Origin of the sequence: Aquabacter sp. (assembly GCF_965279295.1) — a bacterium.
In the GTDB taxonomy this organism is placed as follows: domain Bacteria; phylum Pseudomonadota; class Alphaproteobacteria; order Rhizobiales; family Xanthobacteraceae; genus Aquabacter.
In genome coordinates this window covers 139,422-166,392 of sequence record NZ_CBDIHQ010000012.1, presented here as the reverse complement: position 1 = coordinate 166,392, position 26,971 = coordinate 139,422, and the positions used below count along the sequence as shown (strand labels likewise).

Genomic DNA, 26,971 nt, shown 5'->3' with positions numbered 1-26,971 from the left:
ACCGAAGGCCACACCCGATCATCCGACACACAATGCGCGCCTCAGAAGCCGATGGCGGACGCGGCGACGGCGAAGCCGGGGCGGTTCAGGGAGCCGATTGCGAGGTCGCCGTTGCGGATCGTCAACCGGGTGGGGGCGCCGGGTGTGCGGTGGTAGAGATCGGGGTGGGCGGACACATAGGCGTCCTGCTCCGCATCGGACGCGAACGACATGCCGTCGATATAATGATGGCCGTTGCGCTCCACATGGGACAGGCCCAGCAGCGAGACCAGGGCCAGGTCCTGCTGCACGCACATGCCGGACCAGGTGCTGAGATCTTCCGCCGAAAGCAGATAGCGCCTGTTCGCCCCCGGCTGGGCATTGAGGCGCGCCACCCGCGCGGCGTTCAGGATCGACTTGTAGAAACCCTTGCAATTCTTGCTGGAAACACCGGTGTAGCCGAGCGCGACGGCACGCGGGAAGGCACTGATGTCATCGTCGGATTCATCGATGATGAGCGGCGTCCGCGCGGCCAGCGAAGCGACGGACCGCTCCAGGGCGACCGCCCGCTTGATCGGCTGCTCCACCAGCAGCACCGAGGCGAGCAGCCGGCGCAGCTTGGGCGCCTCGCCCATACGCCGCCACAGCTCGGTGATGCCCTCAACGTCCTCATATTGCTCGTTGCCATCGAGGGTGGAGAGATAGTTTCCCGCCTCAGCATCCAGCACGCCGGCGATGCGCTCCAGCCGGTCGAGGTCGGCCGCCATGTCGCCGCCCACCTTGAGCTTGTAATAGCGGCAGCCATAGTGCCGGGCGACCTCTTCCAGCGTTTCCGGCAGGCCGTCGTTCAGGCGTGGCTCGGTGAGATCGCTTGCGGTGAGGGCATCCACCAGCCCCACCGTGTGGCGCACCGAGATCGTGGCCGGCGCGGAGAGGTTGGCGAGGAAGGCCGTCAGGTCGAAGCCGGCAAGGTCGGGGGTCAGGGCGTCGGTGGTGATGCCGGGCACGTTGCCGGTGATCATCTGCGCGAACGACAGCCCCAGAAGCCGGCCCAGCGCATCAAGAATCGCGCGATCGACCAAGGCTGGGCCGTAGGAGGCGACCAGATGGTTGAGCCCCTGCGCCGCGCAGCGCGCGTGTTGTTCGCCATAGAGGCGAGCGGAAAGCCCGAAGGCGGTGTCGACGCCGGCCGCGCCATAGAGATCCAGCGCAATGCGTAGGGCGGCGCGGAGCTGGTCCATATTGTCGTCGTTGGAGAGCGCCAGGTTCTTGTCGAACCATTTCGGCAGCAGACTTTCGGCGGCGTATCCTTCGCCGCTGCGGCCGTCTTCCAAGGCGATGCGCACGGTGAGCACCGCCTGGGTCGCCTGGGTGAGGGTGGCGATGCCGAAGCGGAACGGCAGCCGCAGGTCGACATTGCGCTCGCGCAGTTCGAACGCCTCCAGCCGAAGGCGCGGACAGTCAGGCCTGCTTGCAGCCATGGTCGCAAATCTCCCAATTCGCAGAGTCCGAAACGGTCACTCGACCATGCGGGGGAAGGCGCCGCTGCGCGCACGCGCTTCCAGCGGCCAGGTCTCGCCGAGCCGGTTGGTGGTGGCGACGACAATGAGGCCGCAGGATTCGAGGTCGGAGCGGCTCATGCGGTTGGTCGGCGCGGCGAGGCTGACGACGCCGACGCATTCCGGCTCGCCGTTGAGGGTGGACGCCTTGATCGGCGCCGCCACCGCGCCCACGCCAAGCTCGTTCTCCTCATAGCTCATGGCATAGCCCATGCGGGCGGCCTGCTCGAGTTCCGCGCGGACCTCGGTGATCGAGGTCTTGGAGTGGAGCGTCAGCGGATCGAGGCCCTGCTGGAGAATGAGCTTGAGGGCATCGGAAAAGGGTAACGTCGAAAGCCACGCCTTGCCGGTGGCGTGCGTGTGCAGGCCGATTTCCAGCGTGTAGTTCGGGTCGATGCGGAGCGACCTTTTGCTGCCGGCGAAGGACTGCACCCAGACGATGCGCTGTCCGCCCGGTTCGACGATAGCGAGGCGCACCAGTTCGCCGGTCTCTTCAGCAAGCTGGCGCAGCGCCGCCGAGCACTGGTCGAGCAGGCGGCTGGTCTGGAGGTGGCGCAGGCCGAGGTTGCTGACCCGGTAGGTGAGGAAATAGCGCTGCGCCCGCTCGTCGCGCCACACCAGCATCAGTTTCTCCAGCGTGTGGAGAATCTTGATCACGATCGCCTTGTTGAGCCCGAGGTTCCGGGAAATCTCCGCCAGCGGCAGGCCGTCCACGGACTCGGCCAGCATTTCGATGACCTCGAACGACCGGGCCACCGAGATGATGGTTTCGTCCAGCTTTTCTGGACGGCCGTCCAAAGGGACCGCTTTCGACATGGATGCAAAACCTTGGGTGCGCGTATGCTTCGTTGATAACGATGTTAGCAGTGAAATCACTCCGATCAAGCGCACTTCATCACCAAAATCCGTTAAAATCGCGATTGACAGCGAAACTTGGGCGTGGAATCCCTTTTAGTAGGGGTAACGGCGTTACCCAATAAAAAAGGCCGGCAGGACGTCCTCGCCGAGCCATCGCACATGGGAGCGAAGCGTGTCGGAACGTCTGACTTTCGAGAGCCTGCCTGACGTCATCGAAACCGAGGAGCAGCTCGAGGAGCTGGTCTCCCGGCCGACCCAGGGCCTTGTGGAGGATTTCGCCAGCGTCGACGGCGACATCGTGGTGCTCGGCGTGGCCGGCAAGGTCGGCCCCTCCCTGGCGCGGATGGCGAAGCGCGCGGCGCCCCACAAGAATGTCATCGGCGTGGCGCGGTTCTCCGAGCCGGGCTCCCAGGAGGAGCTGGCGCAGTGGGGCATCGAGACCATCAAGTGCGACCTGCTCGACCCGAGCGCCGTCGCCCGGCTGCCGAAGGTCGCCAACGTGGTCTACATGGCCGGCAAGAAGTTCGGCACCAACAGCGACCCCTCGTTCGCCTGGGCCATGAACACCACTGCGCCGGCAACCGTGGCTGACCATTATCGCAATGCCCGGATCGTCGCCTTCTCCACCCTGTGCGTCTATCCGTTCGGCGTCGTCGCCCATAATGGCTGGGACGAGAGCGTGCAGCCGCGCCCAGTCGGCGACTATGCAAATTCCTGCGTCGGCCGCGAGCGCGCGTTCGAGTACGGCTCCCATGTCCATGGCACGGCGGGGCGGCTGATCCGGCTCAACTACGCCATCGATCTGCGCTATGGCGTGCTCCACGACATCGCCAGCTGGGTCTATCGCGGCGAGCCGATCCCGATCGCCACCGGCCATGCCAGCGTGATCTGGCAGGGCGATGCCAATGCGCAGATCCTGCGCGCCCTGAAGCACTGCACCGCGCCCACCACGCCACTGAACATTGGCGGACCCGAGCAGGCCAGCGTGCGCGCCATCGCCCATGCCTTCGGCCGCCTGTTCGACAAGGAGCCGCTGTTCGACGGCGTCGAGCAGCCCACCGGCTGGGTCAACAGCACGTTCCAGGCCCAGAAATTGTTCGGCTACCCCAACGTGCCGCTCGCCCGGATGATCGAGTGGGTCGCCCATTGGGTGGAGCGGGACATGCCGATCTACGGCAAGCCGACCCGCTACGAAGTCCGCGACGGCCTGTTCTGAGCGGGGCTTGAGACAATGAGCGATCACGGTTTCATGGGCTTCTGGTCGGACATCGATGCCGACTACCAGCTGCGCTACCAGGAATGGCACAATTGCGAGCACGTTCCCGAGCGTGTGGGCATTCCCGGCTTCGTCGAGGGACGGCGTTACCGCGCCGCGGGAGAGGGCCCCACCTTCTTCATGTGCTACGTGACCCACGACACGGGTGTGCTGAGCAGCGCGCCCTATCTCGCGGCCCTGAACCGGCCGACGCCGTGGACGCAGGAATCGCTCACGCACTTCCGCAATCCCGAGCGCAGCCTCTATCACCGGCTGCGCACCCTGGGCGCGACCCCGGCGCATGCGCCCTACATCGTCCTGGTGCGCTTCAACGATCCCCGGCCGGGACCCGAGATCGCCGATGCGCTTGAGGGCTGGATGGCGACGGGTGCAGCGAACCTTCGCGTCTCGCTCTACGACATGGACACCGCCGCCTCGAACATCGTGACGGCGGAGCGGAAGATCTATTCCGCCGGCCCCGGCGAGCGGCAATTCCTGATCGCCGCCGAGGTGCTGGATCGTCCCCATGCGGAGGCTGTGGCGGACAGCCTGAAGGCCTTGCTGGCACCCCACGCCGCCGACCTCGTGGCCCACATCTACTGGCTCGAAACGCGCATCAAGGCGAGCGACGTGCGTCGCTCCGACAATAAGGACACGCAATGAAACTGGTGCGCTACGGCGAGGCGGGGCATGAGCGCCCCGGCCTTGTGGACAAGACGGGCGCGCTACGCAGCCTTGAGGGAAGGGTCGGCGATATCGATGCGGCCCTGCTGGCCGATCCCGGCGCGCTCGCCGCCATCGACCCGCAGACGCTGCCTCTCGTGGAAGGCAATCCGCGCCTCGACTGTCCGCTGGCGGGCATCGGCAAGATCGTCGGCGTCGGGCTGAATTATCATGACCACGCCCACGAATGCGGCGCGCCGATTCCCTCCGAGCCGATCATCTTCCTGAAGGCCACCACCTCGCTGTGCGGGCCGAACGACGACATCCGCCTGCCGGAGGGCGCCGAGAAGACCGATTGGGAGGTGGAACTGGGCATCGTCATCGGTCGCACCGCCCGCAACGTGCCGCTCGCCGACGCGCTCGACTATGTGTTCGGCTATTGCATCGCCCATGACGTGTCCGAGCGTGCCCACCAGTTGGAGCGCGGCGGCCAATGGACCAAGGGCAAGAGCCACGACACCTTCTGCCCGGTCGGTCCCTGGCTGGTGAGCGCGGACGAGGTGGGCGACCCGCAGGCGCTCGACCTGTGGTGCGATGTCGAGGGCGTGCGCCGCCAGTCCTCCTCCACCGCGCAGATGATCTTCGGCGTCGCGGAATGCGTCAGCTACATCAGCGCCTTCATGACCCTGCTGCCCGGCGATCTCATCATCACCGGCACCCCGGCGGGCGTCGGGCTGGGCCAGAAGCCGCCGTTCTATCTCAAGCGCGGCGACCGTGTGCGCCTCGGCATCGCGGGCCTGGGCGAACAGCTCCAGGCCGTGGTCTAGGCGGGAAGGTTCAAGGAAAATCCCATGGCAATTGTTCGCACGCTCAAGGCCATCGCGGTCTCGGAAGCCATCCGCCCGTTCCTGCTCATGGTCATCATCCTGGTGGGCTGGGACCTCGGGGTGCGCATCCTGCGCATCCCGCCCTATCTGATCCCGGCGCCGACGCTGGTGGTGAAGGAGCTGATCGCGCAATGGCCGCTGCTGCTGCGCGAAGCGGTGCCGACCCTTTATGCGACGCTCGCCGGCTTCATGCTGAGCGCGCTGTTCGGCATCCCGGTCGCCATGCTGATTGCCTCCTCGCGCTTGATCGAGAGCTTCCTCTATCCGGTCCTGGTGTTCTCCCAGAGCGTGCCGAAGATCGCGGTGGCGCCGCTGTTCGTGGTCTGGTTCGGCTTCGGCCTGATCCCCAAGATCATCGCCGCTTTCCTGCTCGGCTTCTTCCCGGTGGTGGTCGCAACCGTGATCGGCCTCAAGAGCATCGATGCCGACATGATCGATCTCGCCCGCTCCATGCGCTCGAACCCGCTGCGGACTTTCATCCGCATCCGCCTGCCGCACGCTTTGCCGAGCATTTTCGGCGGGCTCAAGGTGTCGATCACCCTGGCGGTGGTCGGCGCGGTGGTGGGCGAGTTCGTCGGCTCGAATTCCGGCATCGGCTATCTGCTTCAGATCGCCAACGGCAATTTCGACCTGCCCTTGATGTTCGCGGCGCTGTTCGTGCTCTCGATGATGGGCGTGCTGCTGTTCATGGCGCTCGACCTCATCGAGCACTTCCTGATCCCGTGGCACGCCTCACGGCGCGGGGAGTTCGCCGGCACCGCCTAGCCAGCGGCGCCACGTCCGAAATCCACACAACAAAACAAAAGAGGGAGGAAAACATGCTCAACAGACGAACCCTGATCGCGTCCGCGTTCGCGCTGACGGCCGGTGCCGCCATGGTCGGCCCCGCGATGGCCCAGCAAGCCGACAAGGCTGTGCTGATGCTGAACTGGTATGTCTATGGCGAGCACGCCCCGTTCGTGCTCGGCGTTCAGAAGGGCTTCTACAAGGACGAGGGCATCGACCTCGAAATCCAGGAAGGGCGCGGCTCCGGCGTCACCATCCAGGCGGTTGCGGCGGGCACGGCGACGTTCGGCCTCGCCGATGTGAGCGTCATGACCAAGGCGGTCTCCAAGGGCGCGCCGGTGAAGTCGGTGGGTGTCCTGCTCCAGCGCACGCCCGGTGCGGTGATCGCGCCCGAAGGCAAGATCAAGGACGCGAAAGACCTCGTCGGCAAGACCATCGCGGTGACGCCGGGCGATGCCGTGACGCCGATCTGGCCGGTCTATCTGAAGAAGCTGGGCATCGCCGAGAGCGCGGTGAAAACCGTGTCGGGCGACGCCCAGACCAAGCTCAACGCGGTGGTCAACGGCCAGGCGGACGGCCTGATCGGCTTCACCACCGACCAGGGCGCGCGCCTGCCTGACATCATCAACAAGCCGGTGATCATGCTGCGCTATGCGGACGCCGGTGTGAACCTTGTCAGCCTCGGCATCATCGCCAATGCGGACACGATGAAGAACAAGGGCGACATGATCAAACGCTTCATGCGCGCCACCACCCGCGCCGTCGAGGCGGCGGAGAAGGACCCGAAGGGCGCCATCGACATCCTGCTCCAGGTCTATCCCAAGATCGGCCTGCCGGACGCCCAGTTGCGCAGCCTGCAATATTCCCAGGCGCTCTACCGCGCCAACGACACCGCAAAGGGCCGCCCGTTCCAGATGCCGATCCAGCAGATGGACGACACGCTCGACCTGATGGCCCAGTTCGGCGGCCTCACCGAGCGCGGCAAGGCGTCCGACTATTACACCGCGGAATTCCTGCCGTGAGGAGCGCAGCGAGACGAACGGACCTGCACATGATCGAGCCCGTGGCGCAAGCGCGCGTGTCTCACATCGAGATCCGCGACCTGACCAAGACCTACCGGTCGAAGACCGGTTCGGTTCCCTCGTTGAAGCCGATCGATCTCGACATCGCCAAGGGCGAGTTCGTGGCCATCGTCGGCCCGAGCGGCTGCGGCAAGAGCACGCTTCTCAAACTCGTGGCCGGGTTGCTCCCGGCCACGAGCGGCGCCATCCGCATCGGCGGGGTCGAGGTGCGCGAGCCGATCGACGACATCGGCATCGTGTTCCAGAGCCCGGTGCTGCTGCCCTGGCGCAATGTGCGGGACAACATCCTGCTCCAGGTGCAGATGCGCGGCCGCAAGGTCTCGGCCTATGCGGAGGCCGCCGAGCGGCTGCTGAAGACGGCGGGCCTCCAAGGGTTCGAGACCCGTTTTCCCTGGGAGCTGTCCGGCGGCATGCAGCAGCGCGCCGCCATCTGCCGGGCGCTGATCCACGACCCGAGCGTGCTGCTCATGGACGAGCCGTTCGGCGCGCTCGATGCCATGACGCGCGAGCGGATGAACGCGGAGCTGCAACGCATCTGGTTCGAGACCAAGAAGACCGTGATGCTCATCACCCATTCCATCCCCGAGGCGGTCTATCTCGCCGACCGGGTGGTGGTGATGTCGAGCCGGCCGGGCACCATCGAGGCGATCTATGACATCGACCTGCCGCGTCCGCGCGACCTTTCGGTGATGGGCGAGCCGGATTTCGTGCGGTACACCACCGACATCCGCAAGCACTTCTTCGCCCATGGCGCACTCGATCATTGAGGCTCGCATGTCTGCCCGCACCACAGGCGCACGATGACGCCCGCACCTGAACAGACCGCTTACGACTATGTCATCGTCGGCGGCGGGACCGCCGGCTGCGTGCTGGCGAACCGGCTCTCCGCCGACCCCTCGGTCCGCGTGCTGCTGCTGGAAGCGGGCGGGCGCGACGACTGGCACTGGTTCCATGTGCCGGTCGGCTATCTCTATTGCATCGGCAATCCGCGCGCCGACTGGTGCTATCGCACGGACGACGAGGCCGGCCTCAACGGGCGGAACCTCGCCTATCCGCGCGGCCGGGTGATGGGTGGAAGCTCCTCCATCAACGGCATGATCTACATGCGCGGCCAGGCCCGTGACTATGACGAGTGGGCCGCGCTGGGCAATCCCGGCTGGGGCTGGCGGGACGTGCTGCCGGTGTTCAAAAGGTCCGAGGATCACCAGGGCGGGGCCTCCGCGTTTCATGGCGCGGGCGGGGAATGGCGCGTCGAGCGCCAGCGCCTGTCCTGGGAAATCCTCGATGCCTTCCGGCGGGCGGCCGAGGAGGCCGGCATCCCGCGCACCGAGGATTTCAACCAGGGCGACAACGAAGGCGCCGGCTATTTCGAGGTGAACCAGCGCCGGGGCATCCGCTGGAACGCGCGCAAGGCGTTCCTCAGCGCGCCGGTGCTCAAACGCAGCAACCTGCATATCGTCACCGGCGCTGTGGTGCGCAGGGTCGTGCTGGAGGGGCGCGTCGCCTCCGGTGTCGCTTACGCCCGCGCCGGTGGGCCGGAGACCATCGCGCGCGCCAGCCGGGAGGTCATCCTCGCGGCGGGCGCCGTCGGCTCGCCGCGCCTGCTGGAACTCTCGGGCATCGGCTGTCCCGATGTGCTGGCGCAAAATGGCGTCGCCGTGCGCCACGCCCTTCGGGGTGTCGGCGCGAACCTCCAGGACCATCTGCAATTGCGGCTGATCTACAAGGTGGAGGGCGCCCGCACCCTCAACACCCTGGTGACGAACCCGATGGCGAAACTGCGCATGGGGCTGGAATTCGCCCTGCTGCGCACCGGGCCTCTCACCATGGCGCCGTCACAACTCGGCGTGTTCGCGAAATCCGATCCGCGCCACGCCAGCGCGAACGTGGAATTTCACGTCCAGCCGCTGTCGCTTGATGCGTTCGGCGGCGCGCTGCATGCCTATCCCGCCTTCACCGCCTCGGTGTGCAACCTGCGGCCGACCAGCCGGGGCAGCGTCCATATCTCAGGCCCGGATGCGGACGCCGCTCCGGCGATCCGACCGCTGTACCTCTCCACCGAGGAAGACCGCACCGTAGCGGTGGAAAGCATTCGCCTGGCGCGCAATATCGTCGCCCAGCCCGCGCTCGCCGGCTACCGGCCCAGCGAGATGCGCCCCGGCGCAGAGCGGCAGAGCGATGCGGACCTTGCCGTGGCGGCGGGGGAGATCGGCACCACCATCTTCCACCCTGTCGGCACCTGCCGGATGGGAGAGGGCGAAGGCGCGGTGGTGGACGCGCATCTGCGGGTGCATGGCATCGCCCGGCTGCGCATCGCGGATGCTTCCATCATGCCCACCATCACCTCGGGCAACACCTGCTCGCCGACCATCATGATCGCCGAGAAGGCGGCCGACTTCATCCGCGCCGATCAGGGCCTGCGCCCCGCCGGAGCGGACGTGCGGCTGGAGCTTCAGGCGTCGTAGCCGCGCAGCTGGCTCACCGCCGTCATGACGCCGCGCAATTCCGCGAGCCCGCGCAGGCGGCCGACGGCGGGATAGCCGGGGAAGCTGCCCTTGCCGACATCGTCCAGCAGGGCGTGGCCGTGGTCGGGCCGCATGGGAATGCGCCAGTGCGGCAGGCCAGCCGCGCGGCGCCGCTGCTCCTCGGCGAGCAGCACCTCGACCAGCGCCACCATATCGGTGTCGCCGCCGAGATGGTCGGCCTCCATAAAGGAGCCGTCCGGGTCCTTGGCGACATTGCGCAGGTGGGCGAACCAGATGCGGTCGGCAAAGCGCCGGGCGATCCTAGGCACGTCGTTGTTCGGATTCGCGCCGAGCGAGCCGGAACAGAGCGTCAGCCCGTTCTCCGGCGCATCCACCGCATCGAGAATGAATGCGATGTCGTCCTCATCCGAGCAGATGCGCGGCAGGCCGAACAGCGGGCGCGGCGGATCGTCGGGGTGGATGCACATGCGGATGCCCACCTCCTGCGCGGTCGGGATCACCGCCTGGAGGAAGCGCTTCAGGTTGGCGCGCAGCCGGTCGTGGCTTATGCCGCGATACCGCTCCAGCATGCGGGCAAGGCCGGGCACGTCATAGCGGTCATAGGCGCCGGGCAGGCCGGCCATGATGTTGGCGAGCAGCCGGTCGCGATCCGACTGCGAGGAGCGCTCGAACCAGACGCGGGCGCGGTCCATCACCTCGGCCGAATGCCCCTCGTCCGCGCCCCTGCGCTTGAGGATGAAATGGTCGAGCGCGACATATTCGTGGAGGTTGAAGCGCAGCGCCGTGCCACCGCCTGGAAGCGGATGGGCCAGCTCGGTGCGGGTCCAGTCCAGCACCGGCATGAAATTGTAGCAGATGACCTCAAGCCCGCAGGCGGCGAGGTTGCGCATGGACTGGCGGTAAGCCTCGAAGATCGGTTCGAGATCGCCCTCGCCGATCTTCACATCCTCATGGATCGGCAGGCTCTCGACCACTTTCCAGGCGAGGCCGAGACTTGGGTCATGAGAGATGATCGCCTTGCGGGCCTCGATCTCCGCGACACTCCACACCACGCCGTAGGGGATCTGGTGCAGGGAATTGACGATGCCGCTGGCCCCGGCCTGCCGGGCCTGCGCCAGGGTCACGACATCATCCGGTCCGAACCAGCGCCAGCATTGTTCCATGGTCGCGTTTCCCTCGCGTCTCGTCTTGTTGGGCGGCGCGCGCGGTGACGAAGCCACCGCCGAGATCGCCATGCGCGCGCATCCGCATACCGTGTTCGACGTGATATCCATCCACCCCGTGGCGCGTCAACGCAATGGATCTGCCCGGTGGATGACTTTCCCGCCGCCGGAGCGTAGCGTCCGCGCTCCCAGCATCAGCGTTGCGTGACGATGAAAAAGATCGGGTTTCTCTCCTTCGGCCATTGGACGCCCTCGTCCCAGTCGCAGACGCGCTCCGCGTCCGACGCCATCCTGCAATCCATCGATCTCGCGGTGGCGGCCGAGGCGCTGGGCGCCGACGGGGCCTATTTCCGGGTGCATCATTTCGCCCGCCAACTGGCCTCGCCCTTCCCGCTGCTGGCGGCGGTGGGCGCCAAGACCAGCCGCATCGAGATCGGCACCGCCGTCATCGACATGCGCTACGAGAACCCGCTGTACATGGCCGAGGACGCAAGCGCCGCCGACATCATCGCCGGCGGGCGGCTTCAGCTCGGCATCAGCCGGGGCTCGCCGGAGCAGGTGATCGACGGGTGGCGCCACTTCGGCTACCGCCCGGCCGAGGGCGAGAGCGACACCGACATGGCCCGGCGCCATGCCGAGGTGTTCTACGACGTGCTGCGCGGCGAAGGTTTCGCACAGCCCAACCCCCGCCCCATGTTCCAGAACCCGCCCGGCCTGCTGCGCCTCGAGCCGCACGCCGAGGGTTTGCGCGAGCGCATCTGGTGGGGCGCCAGCTCCAACGCGACCGCGCAGTGGGCGGCGAAGCTCGGCATGAATTTGCAGAGTTCGACGCTGAAGACCGACGAAAGCGGGCTGCCCTTCCACATCCAGCAGGCCGAGCAGATCCGCGCCTTCCGCGCGGCCTGGACAGAGGCCGGCCACACGCGCGAACCCCGGGTGTCGGTGAGCCGCAGCATCTTCGCCCTGGTGAACGACCGTGACCGCGCCTATTTCGGCCAGGGCGGCGAGAGCGACGACCAGATCGGCTTCATCGACGCGAACACCCGCTCGATCTTCGGCCGCAGCTATGCCGCCGAGCCCGAGGCGCTCATCGCGCAACTGGCGAAGGACGAGGCGATCGCGGAGGCGGACACGCTGCTGCTCACCGTGCCCAACCAGCTCGGCGTCGCCTACAACGCCCATGTCATCGAGGCGATCCTGACCCACATCGCGCCGGCGCTGGGCTGGCGCTGAGGCCTAATCGGCGAACTGGGTCTTCACCAGGCGGGCATAGAGGCCGCCGGCGTCCAGCAGTTCACGGTGGGCGCCCTGCTCGGCGACGCCCTCCTTGGTCACGACGATGATCCGGTCGGCATTGCGCACGGTGGAGAGCCGGTGGGCGATGACCAGGGTGGTGCGCCCCTCCGACAGGGCCGCGAGGGACTTCTGGATCTCCCATTCCGTCTCGCTGTCGAGCGCCGAGGTGGCTTCGTCAAGGATCAGGATGGGCGGGTCCTTCAGGAACATGCGGGCGATGGCGAGGCGCTGCTTCTGGCCGCCGGAGAGCTTCACCCCACGCTCGCCGATCACCGTGTCGAGCCCCGCGGGCAGGCCGGCGAGCATCTCGTCCAGTCGCGCGCGGCGGGCGGCGGAGCGGACCTCCTCCTCGCTGGCATCGAGACGCCCATAGGCGATGTTCTCGCGGATGGTGCCGCTGAACAGGAACACGTCCTGCTGCACGATGCCGATGCGCCGGCGCAGCGAACTCAGGCTCACGTCGCGGATGTCGTGGCCGTCGATGGTGATGCGCCCGGCGGTCGCCTCATAGAAGCGCGGCAGCATCGAGCAGATGGTGGTCTTGCCCGCGCCCGAGGGGCCGACGAAGGCCACGGTCTCGCCGGCCCTGATCGTGAGGCTGATGTCGTTGAGCACGCTCTGGCCGGTGCCATAGGCGAAGCTCACATGCTCGTAGCGCACCTCGCCCTTCACCCCGGTCAATTCCACCGCGCCGGGGAGGTCGGCGATATCGGGCCGGGTGGCGAGGAATTCCAGGTAGGATTTGAAGCCGGCGATCCCCTTGGGATAAATCTCCACCACCGCCGCGATCTTCTCCAGCGGCCGGAAGAAGACGCTGACCAGCAGCAGGAAGGAAACGAAGCCGCCGTTGCTCAGTTCACCCCGGATCACGAACCAGGTGCCCGCCACCATCACGATCACCTGGGTGAGGCGCATGCCGAGATAGCTCAGCGAGGCATTGGCGGCCATGAGGCGATAGGCGGCGAGCTTGGTGTCGCGGTATTTGCCGTTGTCGAGGGCGAACAGGCCGCGCTCATGGTCTTCGTTGGCGAACGCCTGGACCACGCGGATGCCGCCGACATTCTCCTCGATCCGCGCATTGAACGCGCCGACCCGCCCGAACAGGGTGCGGAAATTGTCGGTCATGCGCTTGCCGTAGTGGCTGGTCGCCCAGGCCACCGCCGGCACGATGGCGCCGGTAATCAGGGCCAACGGCACGTTGACCGTCATCATGAGGAGGAAGGCGCCGACGAACGTCATCACGGCGATGAACACGTCCTCCGGCCCGTGGTGGGCCACCTCGCCCACCTCCTCCAGATTCTTGGTGAGGCGCGCGACGAGATGGCCGGTCTTCTGATTGTCGAAGAAGCTGAAGGAGAGCTTCTGGATATGGTCGAAGGCGCGGCGGCGCATTTCGGTTTCGATGTTGATGCCGAGCTTGTGCCCCCAATAGGTCACGATCGCCATCAGGGCGGTGTTGAGCAGATAGATGAACAGCAGGACCACGGCGGCGATCGCGATGAAGTTCCAGTCCTGGGCCGGCAGCAGCCGGTCCACGAACAGCTTCACCGCCATGGGGAAGCCGAGTTCGAGCAGGCCGGACACGACCGCGCAGGAAAAATCCAGAATGAACAAGCCCTTGTAGGGGGCGTAATAGGAGAGGAACTGTCTGAGGATCGGCATGCGGTTCGATTTTCCGGGCGTCACTGGCCGATATCCACGCCCTGATGCCCCAGCCGCCAGTAGGCTGCAACAGAACAACGGCTCTTTTCGACGCCTCGCTCTTTTGTGAGGTGAGCCCGGATGGCCCGCGCGCCCGCCTGCTCGCAGCCGACGAAGGCATAGGCGGCATCGCGCGCGGCGGGCCATTCAACCGCGCGCAGCGCCTCAAGCAGAGCGGTGCCGGTGCCGGCGGCGATGCCGTCACGGTGCAGCCAGCGCAGATCGAGACGCGCGTGGGTGGGCAGAAACTGTTCCTCCGCGGCGTCGGCGATTTCGATGCGCACCACCGCCGTCGTGTCCGCGGGCAGGACTTCCAGCATGCGGGCGATGGCGGGCAGCGCCGTCTCGTCACCGGCGAACAAATACCACGACGCGGCCTCCGCCATTCCCCCACCCGGCCCCAGCAGGCCGACCTTGTCGCCGGCCTGGGCATCCCTTGCCCAATCCGAGCCCGGAGTGGCGGCGCCGTCATGCAGCACCACGTCGATGGCCAACGCGCCCTGCGCAATGTCGACCTCGCGCACCGTGTAGACCCGCGGGATAAGTGCATCCGCGCCGGCCGGCCAGACCATGCGTCCGTCCGCACCGGCATGCGGCCACACCGGCGCGCGGCCGGGGGGCGGGATCAGCACCCGCACATGCAGGCCACCGCCAGCGAAATGCGCGGCATCGCCCGCCAGCACGACACGGCGCATGCGCGGCGTGATCTGGTGGGCACAGACCACGCTCATTTCGCGAAAATAGGGAATGTCGCGCTGGACCGCGCCATGGCCGGTCCAGGTGAAAACCGGCACCTCGTCGCCGGCGCAGGTGTGGACATGCTCCGCCACCACCATGCGCAGGACCGAAAAATGGGTTTCGCTGTCGCTGGCGGCGCGCAGCAGCAGGTCGGTGTCCGTGGCGGTGAGGTCGAGGCGGCCGAGCCAGCCTTCCACCCTGGCACCGCCATCGGTGCGGGTGAGGGTGGCGTGGTCCGCGAACTGGGCGCAGAGCTTTTCCAGCATCGCACCCGGCTCAGCGAAGCGAAGCCGGGCTTCCCCGACCAATGGGAAGATGTGTTCACCCACGGCTCGTTCCTCCGCGCTGGAGCAGCCAGATCAGATACGGCCCACCCACCAGCGCGGCGAACAGGCCGACGGGGATCTGGTAGGGGAAGGCCACGGTGCGCCCCAGCCAATCCGCCAGCATCAGCAGATCGGCGCCGATGATCGCCGAGGCGAACAGGAACACCCGCCCGCCCGAAAAACCCGCCAGCCGCGCCAGATGGGGCGCGATGAGGCCGACGAGGCTCAGCGGCCCGACGAAGAAGGCCGCCGCCGCCGTCATCAACGCGGCCAGCACAGAGAGCACGAGGCGGCTCGCCATGACCGGCACGCCGACGGAGCGGCTGACAGCCTCGCCCAGGGGCAGGATATCGATCCAGCGCCCGAGGAACGGCAGGGGCGCCAGCAGGACCAGGGCGCAGACGGCGACGATCCAGGCTTCGGTCACGCCCACCTTGTCGGTGGAGCCGGCCATCCAGGTCAGCAGGCGGAAGGTGCTCCAGCTTCCCGCAGAGAACACCGCCGCGAGGATGGCGAGGCAAATGCAGCCGAGCGCGATGCCGCCCAGCAGCATGCGCTCGGGGCCGAACCCGGTCCATGCGCCGAGCGCGAGGATGGAGAGCAGCGCCACCAGCGCCCCCGCCGCGCTACCCATCAGCAGGGCGCCGGTTCCCGGCGCGTCCATGAAAAGCAGGGTAACGGCGATGCCGACGCCGGCACCGGCGCTGACGCCCAGAACCTCCGGCCCCGCCAGCGGATTTCCGGTGAGCCGCTGCATCATGCCGCCCGCCGCCCCGAGCAGCGCGCCCGCCGCCGCTGCGGCAACGATGCGGGGCGCCCGGAACGGCAGGAGATCGGAGAAAAGGGCGCCGGTCGCCACCGCCCAGCCCTCAAGATCGCGCCCCACCATGAGAACGAGGCCGGCCAGGAGAAGCGCGCCGATGAGAAGCAGGGCGAGCACCGGCAGGGGGCGGGCGAGCCGGCGCGGCGCCGCCGGGCCGCTCGCAGCGATCGGCGAGGCCGAGGACAGTTTCGGCAGCATCCAGAGCAGCAGCGGGCCGCCGAGCAGGCCCACCGCCGCGCCGGTTGGGATGAGATCGCCGCCCGTGCCTGAGGTGAGCTGAATCAGCCCATCGGTCAGCCAGAGCAGCAGCGCGCCGAGCAGCGGCGCCGCCCAGAGGATCTGCGCCGGGGTCCGCGCCCCGGCCATGCGCGCGAAGATCGGCGCGGCGAGGCCGACGAAGCCGATGACGCCCACCTCAGCGATCACGCTGGCCGACAGCCAGACCGCGACGCCGATCACCAGGATGCGCACCCCGTGCAGCGCCACGCCGAGGCTGCGCGCGCCGGCATCGTCCAGTCCCATCACCGCCAGCGGCCGCAGCAGCAGAACCGCCGCCGCGCCGCCGATGGCGAGCCGCTCCGCGATCACCCAGGCGGCGTGCCAGCTCTGCTGGTGCAGCGAGCCGGCGCCCCAGATGAAGACGGAGAGCACATATTCCCCGCGCGCCAGGATGATGGCGGAACTCGCCGCCGCCGCCATCAGCGAGACGGTCATGCCCGAGACCACCACGGTGATGGGATCGAGGCCGCGCCGCCAGCTCATGCCGAGCACCAGCGCCACCGCCACCACGCCGCCCGCGAAGGCGGTGCCCTCTCGCGACCAGGCCAGCAGCGAGGGCGCAAACGCCAACGCCAGAGTCAGCGCCAGTTGCGCGCCGGAGGCGATGCCGAGCGTCGAGGGGTCGGCAATCGGGTTGCGCAGCACCCGCTGGAGCAGCGCGCCGGAAAGGCCGAGCGCCGCGCCAGCCAGAAGGGCCGTGGCGGCACGCGGCAGAAGGCTGTGCCAAAGCAGCGCCTCGCGCAGGCGGGCGACCGTCGCGGGATCGCCGGCAAGCGGCGGCTGGCGGGTCAGCGCCAGCAGGGACAGCGCCAGCGCCAGCACGGCAAGGCCGGTCCAGATGGCGAGCGGCCGGTGCGCGCGCGGCAGGGGAAGCAACACCTCAGCCAAGGCGTGCTCCCGCCGGGTTTTCAAGCGCCCCGGTCATGAGGCGCGCGAAGCGGCGAGCGGTGGGCAGGCCGCCGAACGGGTTCAGGGAGGCGAGCTTCAGCACCCGGTTCTCGCGCACATTGGGAAAGGCGTTCCACACCGCACTGTCCTGGAGCACCCGCAGCGCATCGGGCGGCACCGGAGGGAGGATGACGATCCAGGCGTCGGGAAACCGCGCCAGCGCCTCGATGCCCACGGGCGCGGAGGCGGAATAGAAGGTCCGCTCGGTCCAGGCATTCTTCAGCCCCATGCGCGTCAGCGCCTCGCCGAACATGCTGTCGGGCCCGAACACGCGGAAATGGCGGGCATCGCCGAGATTGATGATGATGAGTGGGCGGCCGTCACGCGCGGCCAGGGCGGCCTTGGATCGGTCAAGATCGGCCTGCGTCTCCGCGATCAGCGCCCGCGCCGCAGCTTCACGTCCGGTGGCCGCGCCGAGTTGAAGGGCGGCGGCTTCAGCCAGCGCGAACGGCGGCTGGCCGCGCACATAGACCGAGATGGTCTCCACCGGCGCGATCAGACGCAGCTTGGCTTCGGCCTCGGCATAATAGTTGGAGCTGAAGATCAGGTTGGGCCGGGCGAGCCGCAATGCCTCGAAGTTCGGCGCACCGCGCAGGCCGATGTCGATCACTTCAGGCGGCACCGGCGGCTCCACCGCCACGGCGCGGAACAGCACCAGTTCGGCGGCGGCGACCGGGGTGACGCCGATCGCCAGCAGCGTCTCCAGCAGTGCCCAATCCATGGCGGCGACACGCGGCTCGCGGGCATCCGCGCGGCCGGCGAGGCCGGCCAGAGCGGCACCGGCGATAAAGACACGGCGCGACAGGGCGGTCACAGGACATAGCTCATGGGCTGGCCGCTGACGGGATGCGGCAGCACCCCCATGGGCAGGCCGTAAATCTCCTCCAGCACCTGCGGCTGCATGATGGCGGGCGCCGGGCCATGGGCCACGAGGCGGCCGCCGCGCAAAGCGATGAGATCATCGCAGGTGCGTGCCGCGAGATTGATGTCGTGGAGCACCACGATCACCGATATGCCCGCGCCGGCCCGCGACAGGTCCCGGATGATGGAGAGCACCTCCATCTGGTGGCCGATATCCAGCGCCGAGGTGGGTTCGTCCAGCAGCAGGCAGCGGGCATCCTGGGCCAGCATCATGGCGAGCCACGCGCGCTGCCGCTCACCGCCGGAGAGGGTGTCCACGGCGCGGTGCTCCATGGCGGCAAGGCCGGTGCGCGCGATGGCGGCATCCACCCTGGCGTGGTCCTGCGCCCCGAAGCGCCCGAGCGCGCCGTGCCAGGGATAGCGGCCGAGCGCCACCAGTTCGCGCACGTTCATGCCGTCCGCCGGCGGGGTGAACTGGGGCATGTAGGCGACCCTGCGGGCAAACGCGCGCCCGCTCCACGCTCCGAGCGCCCGGCCCTCGAAGCGCGCGGTGCCCGCGCTCGGCGCCTGCTGGCGCGCGAGGATCTTCAGCAGCGTGCTTTTGCCCGATCCGTTGGGGCCGATGAGGCCGTAGACCCGCCCGGCCGCCAGTGAGAGATCGAGCGGGGCGAGAATCCGCCGCTCGCCGACGTTGAAGGCGAGGCCGTCCATCTCCCACAGCGCATGGCCCGGCAGCAGATCGCGCACCGGCTCGGGCGCGGCATTCAACTCACCCTGCATCGTCACGTCCCGGCTGCCCCCAGGCGCCTCAATGCCTACCATTTATAGGTGATCTGGCCCACCACGGTGCGGCCGTCTCCGTAATAGCAGCCGAAGAAGCCGCAGCTCGCCACATAGGTTTCGTTGGCGATGTTCTTGACGTTGATCTGCGCCTTGAACGGACCCTTCTCATAATGGATCGCGGCGTCGAACAGCGTATTGGCACTGAGCAGCACGCTGTCGTCGTCGAGGGCATAGCGGTCGCCAACATAGCGCACGCCCGCGCCGACGCCGAAGCCGGTCCAGGCGCCGCTTTTCTGGGTGTAGTCGAGCCAGAGGTTCGCCATGTTCTGGGGCACGTTGGCGGGCTGGTTTCCGGCATTCTGCCCCTGGGTGATCTCGGCGTCCATATAGGTGTAGCTGGCGGTCAGGTTGAGCCCGTCCATCAGGCTCGCGACGGCGGAAAGCTCAAGGCCGCGGACGTGGATTTCCCCGGTCTGCACATTGTAGCTGATGCCGCCGATGAGGTCGGAGGAGAGCACGTTGGTCTGGGTCAGATCATAGACCGCCGCCGTGAAGAAGCCGTTCCAGCCCACCGGCTGGTACTTCACGCCCAGTTCGTACTGCTTGCCCTGCGAGGGCTGGAACGGCGCGCCGCCCAGCACGGTCGGCATGTTGCCGATCACCGGCTCGAACGAGGTGGAATAGCTGATGTAGGGCGCGATGCCGTTGTCGAACAGATAGGTGAGGCCGATCCGGCCGGTGAGCGCCTGGTCGTCCTGATCCTGGAGGGTATTGCCGAAATTGGTGTAGGTGCCGGAATTGGTGGTCGCCCAATCCTGCCGCAGGCCCATGGTGAGGAGCCATTTGCCGTAGCGCACCTGATCCTGCGCATAGATGCCGGCCTGGCTCACCGTGCCGTCGACGATCGAGGTGTACCAGGGGCTGTTGGGGATGAACATGTTGTAGGTGGGATTGAGCAGGTAGATCGACGGCGCATTGCCGAACTGCGTCATGTTGTTCTGGTCATACTTGCGATAGTCGAAGCCGAGCAGCAGCGTGTGGGTCAGGGCGCCGGTGGCGAAGTCGCCCTGAAGCTGGGTGTCGATGGTGATGGTGCTCTGGTCTTCGTCGTTGACCGAGGTGCCGCGGTTGGCGACCAGCGGGTCGGTCGTGCTGAGCCCGCTGTAGTACAGGCTGCTGTAGTCCCAGTTCATCTTGAGATAGCGGGCGTTCTGGCGCACCTGCCACGTATCGTTGAACCGGTGCTCGAACTCGTAGCCGATGCTCCACAGGGTGCGGTCGGAATCGTTGAACGAGGGATCGCCCAGGAACAGGCTGCGCGACAGCGCATTCCGGCCCGACGCATCCACCGTGTACTGGTTCGGCAGACCCACCGGCGAGCCGGCCTGATCGTTCTGGAAATTGGCGAGAATGGTGAAGGAGGTATCGTCCGCAGGCTTCCAGGTGATGGCCGGGGCGAAGAAGTAGCGGTTGTCGTCGACATAATTGGTCTGCGTGCCGCCTTCGCGCACCAGGCCGGTGAGACGGTAGGCGACGGTCGAGCCGGGGGTCATCGGGCCGCCGAAATCGAAGCTGCCGGTGTAGCGGTCGAACGTGCCGATCTGGCCCTGGATCTCGCCGAACGGGGTCCAGGTGGGGCGCTTGGAGATCATGTCGATCAGGCCGCCGGGATTGCCCTGACCGTAGAGCACGGAAGCGGGACCGCGCAGCACGTCGATGCGCTCCAGGCCGTAGGGCTCGATGGCGATCGCGCCGCCGTCGCGCATCAGCTTGAGCCCGTTGAGATACTGGCTGTTGGCGGCGGAGAAGCCGCGAATGATCGAGGTGTTGAACCGGGGATCGACGCCGAACGGCTGGCCCAGCACGCCCGGCATATATTCCAGCGCCTCGCCGATATTCTGCACCGCGTGCGCATCCATCTGGTCGCGGGTGACGACGGAGATGGATTGCGGCACCTCCAGGATCGGCGTGTCGGTCTTCGAGCCGGTGAGCGTGGTGCGGGCGACATAGCCCTGGATCGGGCCGGTTGCGGTTTCGCGGGTGCGCGCCGCCTCGACGTTCACCTGGTCAAGCTCGATCGCGCTGACCGTCGACTGAGCCTGCTGCGCCAGCGCGGCGCCGTGCAGCATCGTCGCACCAACCGCCACGGTTCCCAGTAGCAAAGACCGCTTACGTGCCCGCCCAGATACAATCATTCCCATACCCATCGCCCGGAGATATCAGTTAAGAATAGTTCAAATGTATGCTGTCACTGTCTAGTTCTTGACATCTCATACCAACATCCTCCCTGGGCGGATTGTCTCTTCCTCTTGCGCTTTGGCTGTTTTTGGCTTGTTATTGCACTGAACGCCAGTGACGGCGGCACACTTCAAAAACATTCAAAATCTACTGTCGGATCTGCATGATTTGATCGAGACACACGCACGATGACATTTCAGCCCCGCATGACCTCCCAGGTGGAGGGCATCACCGTCCTGGAAGACCTGCGCTGGCGGACCTGGAACGGGGTGATCGCCGATGTGTGGCATGTGCATTGCGCGGCCGGCGCGCGCGGCCACTACGTCTCCAAGGATGCGCGGCTGTTTGTGGTGCTGGAGCGGGACGGCGGGCTCTCCGATGTCCAATTGTCCGCGCGCGGGTCCGAGCTGCCGGCATGCCGCGCCCCCCAGCACATGAGCTTCGTGCCAGCGGACATGCCGCTCTGGTCGCGCATCGATGAACCGGTGCTGCTGCGCCACCTCGACCTGCATTTCGACGTGCCCGCCCTGAGCGAGCGCCTGGGCGAGGAACTGGACCCGGCGCGCCTCGCCACGCCGCGCCTCGGCTTCGTGGACGAGCGCCTGCTGTCCTTCGCCAAGCTCATCGCCGCCGAGTGCACCGACCCGGAGCTGCACCACGACCTCTATGGCGACAGCCTGACCATGGTGCTGTTCATCGAGCTTTTGCAGCTCGGCCGCAGCCAGGCGACCCGCCGCACGGCGCTGTCACCGCGCCAGCTGAAGCGCGTCACGGCGTTCATCGAGGACAATTGCCTGCGCAACATCCGCCTTCAGGAATTGGCGGAACTGACCGATCTTTCGCAATCCTATTTCAGCCACGCATTCAAGGCCGCGACCGGCCTGCCCCCGCACCAGTGGCACATGAAGGCGCGCATGCGGAAGGTCGAGCAGATGCTCGCCCATTCGGACCTGCCCCTCACCGAGATCGCGGTGGCCGCGGGCTTTGCCGACCAGGCGCATTTCACCCGCGCCTTCCGCCGCCTGACCGGCGCGACCCCCGCAGCATGGCGCGGGGCCAAGCGGGACTGACCGACGGCCCTGCTGCGCCCTTTAATGATCCCTCGCCTCACGCAAGCTCGACTTCCCATAGGTCGCTTGGGTTAGAAACGCTGTTTGCGGACGGCGCGCCCTGCCCTATTCAGCGGGGGCGGGGTGCCGCGCACCCGTTTTCCTTGGCGAGACGCTGGACCATGAACCTGAGTGGAATTGCGCTACAGACGGCGAAGCGGGTCGAGGATCGCCGGTTCGTCACCGGAGCCGGGCAATACACCGGCGATTTGCGCCCCGACGGGCTGCTCCATGTGGCGTTCGTGCGCTCGCCCCACGCGCGGGCGGGACTCTCAGGCATTGATGTGACCGCCGCGAAGGCGGCGGAGGGCGTGGTCGCGGTGCTCACCGGCGCGGACCTTCTCGCCGCCGGCCTGACCCCCTCGCCGGGCGGGTTCGGTGTCGGCCTGGCGGACGGCCGCGACGCGACGCTGACCGCCCGTCCGTCGCTGGCCGTGGATGAGGTGCGCTATGTCGGCGAGGCGGTGGCGGCGGTGGTCGCGCACACACTGTCGCAAGCACTCGATGCCGCCGAGCAGGTGGACGTGGATTACGCCGTGGCCGATGCCCCGCCCTCAGCGGTGTGGGACGAGGCGCCCGACAATGTCGGCTTCCTCTGGCGCGGTGGCGATGCCGCAGCGACCGATGCGGCGCTGAAAGGCGCGGCTCATGTGACGCGGCAGGACATGACCATCTCGCGTGTCACCGCCAACCCCATGGAAACCCGCAACGTCCTCGTCGTGCCCCAGGACGACGGCCGCCTCGCGGTGCATGCCAGCCACCAATCCCCCTTCAATTTGCGCGAGGCTCTGGTCGCCGCCGGCTTCGCGCAGGACGACCTGCATGTACGCATCGGTGATGTCGGCGGCTCTTTCGGCCTGAAGTCGGGCATCATCCCCGAGGCGGTGGCCGTGGCCCATGCCGCCCGCAGCCTCGGACGCCCGGTGATCTGGGAAAGCACGCGCTCGGAAGCCTTTCTCTCCGACGATCAGGCGCGCCAATGCGAGGTGACGGGCGAGATCGGCTTCGACGAGACCCAGCGCATCATCGCGCTCAGGGTGATGGTCAGCGCCCATCTCGGCGCCTATCTCAGCCCCAAGTCCGGCTGGACCGTCAACAACATCGGCGGCGTGGCGGGGGTCTATGACATCCCCGCGATGCATGTGGAGATTTCCGGCATCTTCTCCCACACCGCCCCCACCGCCGCCTATCGCGGCGCGGGCCGGCCGGAAGCCAGCTACATCATCGAGCGCCTGCTGGACCTGGCGGCGCGCGAGCTTGGCATCTCGCCCATCGCGCTCCGGCGCCGGAACCTGATCGCGCCGAGCGCCATGCCGTACAAGACCGCGCTGGTGTTCACCTATGATTGCGGGAACTTCGCCGCCAACATGGATGCGGCGGAAACCCTCGCCGACCTTCCCGGCTTTCCCGCGCGACGGGCGGAAGCGGCTCAGCGCGGCAAGCTGCGCGGCATCGGCCTGTGCAATTGCATCGAGGCGGCTGGCGGCCCGCTGGCCCGTATCGCCCCCGACATTGCCAGGGTTTCGCTGATGGATGACGGGCGGCTGCGGATGCAGTCCGGCACCATGTCGGTCGGTCAGGGATTCGAGACGGTGTTTCCCCAACTGGTGGCCGATCTCTACGGCATCTCCGCCGACCGCGTGGACTACCGGCAGGGCGACACCGACATCCTGCCGTTCGGCCGGGGCAATGGCGGCTCCAGCGGCCTGTGCGTCGGTGGCCCGGCGCTGGCGGAGGCCGCAACGACGCTCGCCACAAAGCTCACCACCATCGCCGCCGAGCAGCTCGACGCATCCGTGGAGAGCGTGACCCTTTCCGAGGGGATATTCCGCAGCTCGACCGGCAACCGCACGCTCACCCTGGCGGAAATCGCCCGCACGCTCACACCGGCGCCGGACGGCACCGCCGCCGAAGGCATGGCCAGCTTCCAGCCGACCGCCGTGACATTTCCAAACGGCACGCACATCTGCGAGGTGGAGATCGACCCGGAAACCGGCGAGGTGCGCATCGTCGCCTATAGCGCGGTCGAGGACATCGGCCGGGTGGTCAATCTCATGCTCGCCGAAGGGCAGATCCATGGCGGCGTGGCGCAGGGCATCGGCCAGGCGCTGGGCGAGCGGATCGTTTACGACGAGGACGGCCAGCTCGTCACCGGCTCCTTCATGGACTACCAGATGCCGCGCGCCGACAATCTGCCGAGCCTCAAGCTGGGGTTCAACGAAGTGCCCACCGGCGTCAACCCGCTCGGCGTCAAGGGTGTGGGCGAAGCCGGCACGGTGGGCGCGCTGGCCGCCTGCATGAGCGCGGTCAACGACGCGCTGGCCCAGGCGGGCGCGCCCCAGATCGACATGCCCGCGACCCCTGCCAACGTGTGGGCGGCGCTCCAGGCGGCGCCGCGATCCTGACGCGCGATCTTACTTCGCTGCGGAGGCGGTCGAAACCAGGACCGGCTTGGCGCGATAGACCTGCGGGAACATCGTCTTGAGGCTTTCCACCTTCGGCAGATCGTTGATGACGATGTAGGGATAGGTGGGGTGGGTGGTCAGGAAGTCCTGGTGATACGCCTCGGCGGGGTAGAACGGCCGGTCGGCCTCGATCCGCGTCACCACCGGCCGGGGAAAGGCATGGGCCTGGTCGAGCTGCTGGATGTAGGCCTTGGCGAGGCGCGCCTGCTCGGCATTCTGGGGGAAGATGGCCGAGCGATATTGCGTGCCGGTGTCGGGTCCCTGCCGGTTCAGCTGGGTGGGATCGTGGGCGACCGAGAAGTAGATCTGCATCAGCCGGCCATAGCTGATCTTCTGGGGATCGTAGGTGACCCGGACCGCCTCGGCGTGACCGGTGGTGCCGTAGCTCACCTTGTCGTACTGGGCGGTGGTCTTCTCGCCGCCGGCATAGCCGGAAACCGCATTGGTGACGCCCGCCACATGCTGGAACACCCCCTGCACGCCCCAGAAGCACCCGCCGGCGAACACCGCCACCTGCTGGGTCGCCGGCGTGGCGGGCTCATCGACCGCCGGCGGCGGGATCACCCGCGCCTCCTCGGCCGCGAAAGCCGTGCCCGGCACCAGCAGGGCGAGGGCGAGCAGAACCTGTCGGGCGGTACGGGCGGGAGTGGAACGAGAACTGGACATGGCGGCCTCCTGGCATCAGGTAAGCGCCAGTCATAAGCCTTTTACAGGGCGGGTTTTGCGTCATCTCGCAGGTGTGATCGGTGGCAGGCGACGCGTGCGCAATCGCCCCCCCAACACGCGCCCTGCGTCCCCTCTCCCGCTTGCGGGGGAGGGTTGGGGAGGGGGCCGGGGCCTCAGCGGAAGCTCTGCACCCAGCCCATCTCTCAGCAATTCCCCCTCCCTGACCCTCCCCCGCAAGCGGGAGAGGGAATCAAACGGAGCGGGAGGCTCCTACGTCACACGTCCGCGCGCGTGTCCGTGCGGGCGAGGCGCTTGAGGAGGTAGTCGACTTCGGCGCGGGCGGCGGCGTTGAGGGCGCCGCCGGGCTTGCGCTGGGCGTCGGAGGCGATGAAGCCGCGCTTCATCAGCACGTATTTGCGCACCGACAGGCCGACGCCCTGCTGCTGCTCATAGCGCAGCAGCGGTAGGTGGGCGTCGAACAGGTCGTGCGCGGCATCGCGGTTCCCGGCCTTCTGCAATCTCACGACGTCCGCCAGCAGTTCGGGGAAGGCGTAGCCGGTCATGGCGCCGTCCGCCCCGCGCTCCATCTCGAAGTCGAGGAACAGCCCGCCATTGCCGGTGAGGATCGAGATCGGCCGCATCGACCCGTCCCCCTGGAAGCCGCGCAGCGCCGAGATCTTGTCCAGGCCCGGCCAGTCCTCGTGCTTCAGCATCACGCAGGACGGGTGATCCTGGACGATCTGCCGGATCACCTTCGGCGTCATCTGCACCGAGAGGGTGAGCGGATAATCCTGGATCACGAACGGAATATCCGTGCCGATCGCCTCGATCGCCTGACGGTAATAGGTCAGGATCTGGTCGTCGGTGCGCAGGCTCGGGACCGGGGCGATCATCACCCCCGCCGCGCCCTTGTCCATCACCTGATGGGCGAGCGAGCGCATGGCGGCAAAGCCCGGCGCCGAGACGCCGACGATCACCGGCAGCCCCGCCATGCCGGTGACGAAGCGCGCGGCGATGTCGAGGGATTCCTCCGGCTCGAGCTTGGGCGCCTCGCCCATGATGCCGAGCACCGTGACGCCGGTGGCCCCCGCTGCGATGTAGCGCTCCATGAGCGTGTCGATGGAAGCCTGGTCGATCCGCCCGTCCGCCAGGAACGGCGTCGGGGCGATCGGGAACAGGCCGCTGGCGGTGATGTCGAGACGAGCCATGCCGGCCTCCGTCAGATGCTGGCGATCAGCCCGCCATCCACGCGGATGACGGAGCCGGTGAGATAGGAGGCGCGGGCGCTGGCGAGGAAAGCGACCACGTCGGCATATTCGCTCGGGTCGCCATAGCGGCCGACGGGGATCGAGCCGGTGCTCTCGGTGGAGACCGCTTCCACCGTGCGGTTTTCCCGCTTGGCCTTCTGCTCGTCGAGGAACTTGATACGGTCGGTTGCGATGCGGCCGGGCAGGACGATGTTGGCGGTGATGCCGTCGCGCGCCACTTCGCGCGCCAGGGTCTTGGACCAGCCCACCAGCGACAGGCGCAGCGCGTTGGAGACGCCGAGATTGGGGATCGGCGCCACCACGCCCGAGGAGGTCGAGGTGACGATCCGGCCCCACTTCTTCGCCCGCATGCCGGGGAGCGCCCGGTCGGTGACGGAGATCACCGACAGCACCATCTGCTGGAAGCTCTTGGTCCAGAGTTCCGGCGACTGGCCGCTCGCGGGGGTGGGGGGCGGACCGCCGGTGTTGTTCACCAGCACATCGACGCCGCCGAGCGTGTCCTCGATCAGGGCGAAATTGGTCTCGATGGCCGCGAGATCGGAGAGGTCCCAGGGCAGCACGAGGGCGGTGCCGCCGGCCTTGGTGATGGTGTCCGCGGTGCGCGCGAGCGCCGCCGCGTCGATGTCGCCGAGCGCGACCTTCGCCCCCTCGCGCGCCAGCCCCGCCGCGATGGCGCTCCCAAGCCCACCGCCCGCGCCAAGCACAAGCGCGACCTTGCCGTTCAATCCGAGATCCATGGGATGTCCTCGTGG

23 protein-coding genes are annotated in these 26,971 nt (G+C 67.6%); 11 read left to right on the top strand and 12 right to left on the bottom strand.

The features are described from left to right. Window positions 1-41: 41 nt before the first annotated feature. Together ADADO0_RS06235 and ADADO0_RS06230 are read right to left on the bottom strand one after the other, a co-directional pair. Complete coding sequence (locus ADADO0_RS06235) at window positions 42-1,460, bottom strand: mandelate racemase (protein WP_511304245.1); 1,419 nt, start codon at window positions 1,458-1,460, stop codon at window positions 42-44. 36 nt (window positions 1,461-1,496) lie between these two features. Beyond that, entirely contained in the window at window positions 1,497-2,354 is an 858-nt protein-coding gene (locus ADADO0_RS06230; protein WP_511304244.1) for an IclR family transcriptional regulator, read from the bottom strand. A gap of 214 nt (window positions 2,355-2,568) precedes the next feature. Here ADADO0_RS06230 and ADADO0_RS06225 point away from each other — a divergent pair, with 214 nt between their 5' ends. From ADADO0_RS06225 to ADADO0_RS06195, 7 genes are read left to right on the top strand one after another with little or no spacing between them, the layout of a single operon-like run. Further along, window positions 2,569-3,612 (top strand): NAD-dependent epimerase/dehydratase family protein, encoded by a 1,044-nt coding sequence (locus ADADO0_RS06225; RefSeq protein ID WP_511304243.1) that lies wholly within the window; start codon window positions 2,569-2,571, stop codon window positions 3,610-3,612. A gap of 15 nt (window positions 3,613-3,627) precedes the next feature. Then, window positions 3,628-4,314 carry a hypothetical protein gene (locus ADADO0_RS06220; RefSeq protein WP_511304242.1) on the top strand — a complete coding sequence of 229 codons (687 nt, stop codon included), beginning with the start codon at window positions 3,628-3,630 and terminating at the stop codon, window positions 4,312-4,314. Further along, window positions 4,311-5,141, top strand: a complete 831-nt coding sequence (locus ADADO0_RS06215) for a fumarylacetoacetate hydrolase family protein (protein ID WP_511304241.1) — start codon at window positions 4,311-4,313, stop codon at window positions 5,139-5,141. Before ADADO0_RS06220 ends, ADADO0_RS06215 begins: the two co-directional genes overlap by 4 nt. A gap of 24 nt (window positions 5,142-5,165) precedes the next feature. Next, entirely contained in the window at window positions 5,166-5,966 is an 801-nt protein-coding gene (locus ADADO0_RS06210; protein WP_511304240.1) for an ABC transporter permease, read from the top strand. A 53-nt stretch (window positions 5,967-6,019) separates the two neighbouring features. Next, complete coding sequence (locus ADADO0_RS06205) at window positions 6,020-7,009, top strand: ABC transporter substrate-binding protein (protein WP_511304239.1); 990 nt, start codon at window positions 6,020-6,022, stop codon at window positions 7,007-7,009. Between the two features lie 29 nt (window positions 7,010-7,038). Next, complete coding sequence (locus tag ADADO0_RS06200) at window positions 7,039-7,836, top strand: ABC transporter ATP-binding protein (protein ID WP_511304238.1); 798 nt, start codon at window positions 7,039-7,041, stop codon at window positions 7,834-7,836. Window positions 7,837-7,869: 33 nt separating this feature from the next. Beyond that, on the top strand, window positions 7,870-9,534 hold the full coding sequence (locus ADADO0_RS06195) for a GMC family oxidoreductase (protein WP_511304237.1): 1,665 nt from the start codon (window positions 7,870-7,872) through the stop codon (window positions 9,532-9,534). Here the strand turns inward: ADADO0_RS06195 and uxuA are convergent. Then, entirely contained in the window at window positions 9,522-10,718 is a 1,197-nt protein-coding gene (uxuA, locus tag ADADO0_RS06190; RefSeq protein ID WP_511304236.1) for a mannonate dehydratase, read from the bottom strand. The genes ADADO0_RS06195 and uxuA overlap by 13 nt on opposite strands. Here uxuA and ADADO0_RS06185 point away from each other — a divergent pair. Together ADADO0_RS06185 and ADADO0_RS06180 are read left to right on the top strand one after the other, a co-directional pair. Then, window positions 10,717-10,926 carry a hypothetical protein gene (locus ADADO0_RS06185; RefSeq protein WP_511304235.1) on the top strand — a complete coding sequence of 70 codons (210 nt, stop codon included), beginning with the start codon at window positions 10,717-10,719 and terminating at the stop codon, window positions 10,924-10,926. The two genes, uxuA and ADADO0_RS06185, sit on opposite strands and share 2 nt — an antisense overlap. Before the next feature lie 2 nt (window positions 10,927-10,928). Then, window positions 10,929-11,951 (top strand): LLM class flavin-dependent oxidoreductase, encoded by a 1,023-nt coding sequence (locus ADADO0_RS06180; RefSeq protein ID WP_511304405.1) that lies wholly within the window; start codon window positions 10,929-10,931, stop codon window positions 11,949-11,951. Window positions 11,952-11,954: 3 nt separating this feature from the next. Here the strand turns inward: ADADO0_RS06180 and ADADO0_RS06175 are convergent, their stop codons facing one another. The 6 genes from ADADO0_RS06175 to ADADO0_RS06150 form a co-directional block, all read right to left on the bottom strand. Then, window positions 11,955-13,670 carry an ABC transporter ATP-binding protein gene (locus tag ADADO0_RS06175; RefSeq protein ID WP_511304404.1) on the bottom strand — a complete coding sequence of 572 codons (1,716 nt, stop codon included), beginning with the start codon at window positions 13,668-13,670 and terminating at the stop codon, window positions 11,955-11,957. Between the two features lie 26 nt (window positions 13,671-13,696). Next, window positions 13,697-14,782 carry a DUF2218 domain-containing protein gene (locus ADADO0_RS06170; protein WP_511304234.1) on the bottom strand — a complete coding sequence of 362 codons (1,086 nt, stop codon included), beginning with the start codon at window positions 14,780-14,782 and terminating at the stop codon, window positions 13,697-13,699. Further along, entirely contained in the window at window positions 14,775-16,769 is a 1,995-nt protein-coding gene (fhuB, locus tag ADADO0_RS06165; protein WP_511304233.1) for a Fe(3+)-hydroxamate ABC transporter permease FhuB, read from the bottom strand. Before fhuB ends, ADADO0_RS06170 begins: the two co-directional genes overlap by 8 nt. Next, a complete protein-coding gene (locus ADADO0_RS06160; protein ID WP_511304232.1) occupies window positions 16,762-17,643 on the bottom strand; it encodes an ABC transporter substrate-binding protein in 882 nt (293 codons plus the stop codon). Before ADADO0_RS06160 ends, fhuB begins: the two co-directional genes overlap by 8 nt. Next, complete coding sequence (locus ADADO0_RS06155; protein WP_511304403.1) at window positions 17,640-18,401, bottom strand: ATP-binding cassette domain-containing protein; 762 nt, start codon at window positions 18,399-18,401, stop codon at window positions 17,640-17,642. Before ADADO0_RS06155 ends, ADADO0_RS06160 begins: the two co-directional genes overlap by 4 nt. 104 nt (window positions 18,402-18,505) lie before the next feature. Further along, a complete protein-coding gene (locus ADADO0_RS06150) occupies window positions 18,506-20,668 on the bottom strand; it encodes a TonB-dependent siderophore receptor (protein ID WP_511304231.1) in 2,163 nt (720 codons plus the stop codon). A 231-nt stretch (window positions 20,669-20,899) separates the two neighbouring features. Between ADADO0_RS06150 and ADADO0_RS06145 the strand changes: the two genes are divergently transcribed. Both ADADO0_RS06145 and ADADO0_RS06140 read left to right on the top strand, forming a co-directional pair. After that, a complete protein-coding gene (locus ADADO0_RS06145; protein WP_511304230.1) occupies window positions 20,900-21,781 on the top strand; it encodes a helix-turn-helix domain-containing protein in 882 nt (293 codons plus the stop codon). Window positions 21,782-21,942: 161 nt separating this feature from the next. After that, entirely contained in the window at window positions 21,943-24,225 is a 2,283-nt protein-coding gene (locus ADADO0_RS06140; protein WP_511304229.1) for a xanthine dehydrogenase family protein molybdopterin-binding subunit, read from the top strand. Between the two features lie 9 nt (window positions 24,226-24,234). Here the strand turns inward: ADADO0_RS06140 and msrA are convergent, their stop codons facing one another. From msrA to ADADO0_RS06125, 3 genes are all read right to left on the bottom strand, one after another. Then, window positions 24,235-24,951: a peptide-methionine (S)-S-oxide reductase MsrA gene (gene msrA / locus ADADO0_RS06135; RefSeq protein ID WP_511304228.1), complete on the bottom strand. Its 717-nt coding sequence runs from the start codon at window positions 24,949-24,951 to the stop codon at window positions 24,235-24,237. Between the two features lie 275 nt (window positions 24,952-25,226). Beyond that, on the bottom strand, window positions 25,227-26,159 hold the full coding sequence (locus ADADO0_RS06130) for a dihydrodipicolinate synthase family protein (RefSeq protein ID WP_511304227.1): 933 nt from the start codon (window positions 26,157-26,159) through the stop codon (window positions 25,227-25,229). A gap of 11 nt (window positions 26,160-26,170) precedes the next feature. Then, window positions 26,171-26,956: an SDR family oxidoreductase gene (locus ADADO0_RS06125; RefSeq protein WP_511304226.1), complete on the bottom strand. Its 786-nt coding sequence runs from the start codon at window positions 26,954-26,956 to the stop codon at window positions 26,171-26,173. Window positions 26,957-26,971 lie beyond the last annotated feature (15 nt).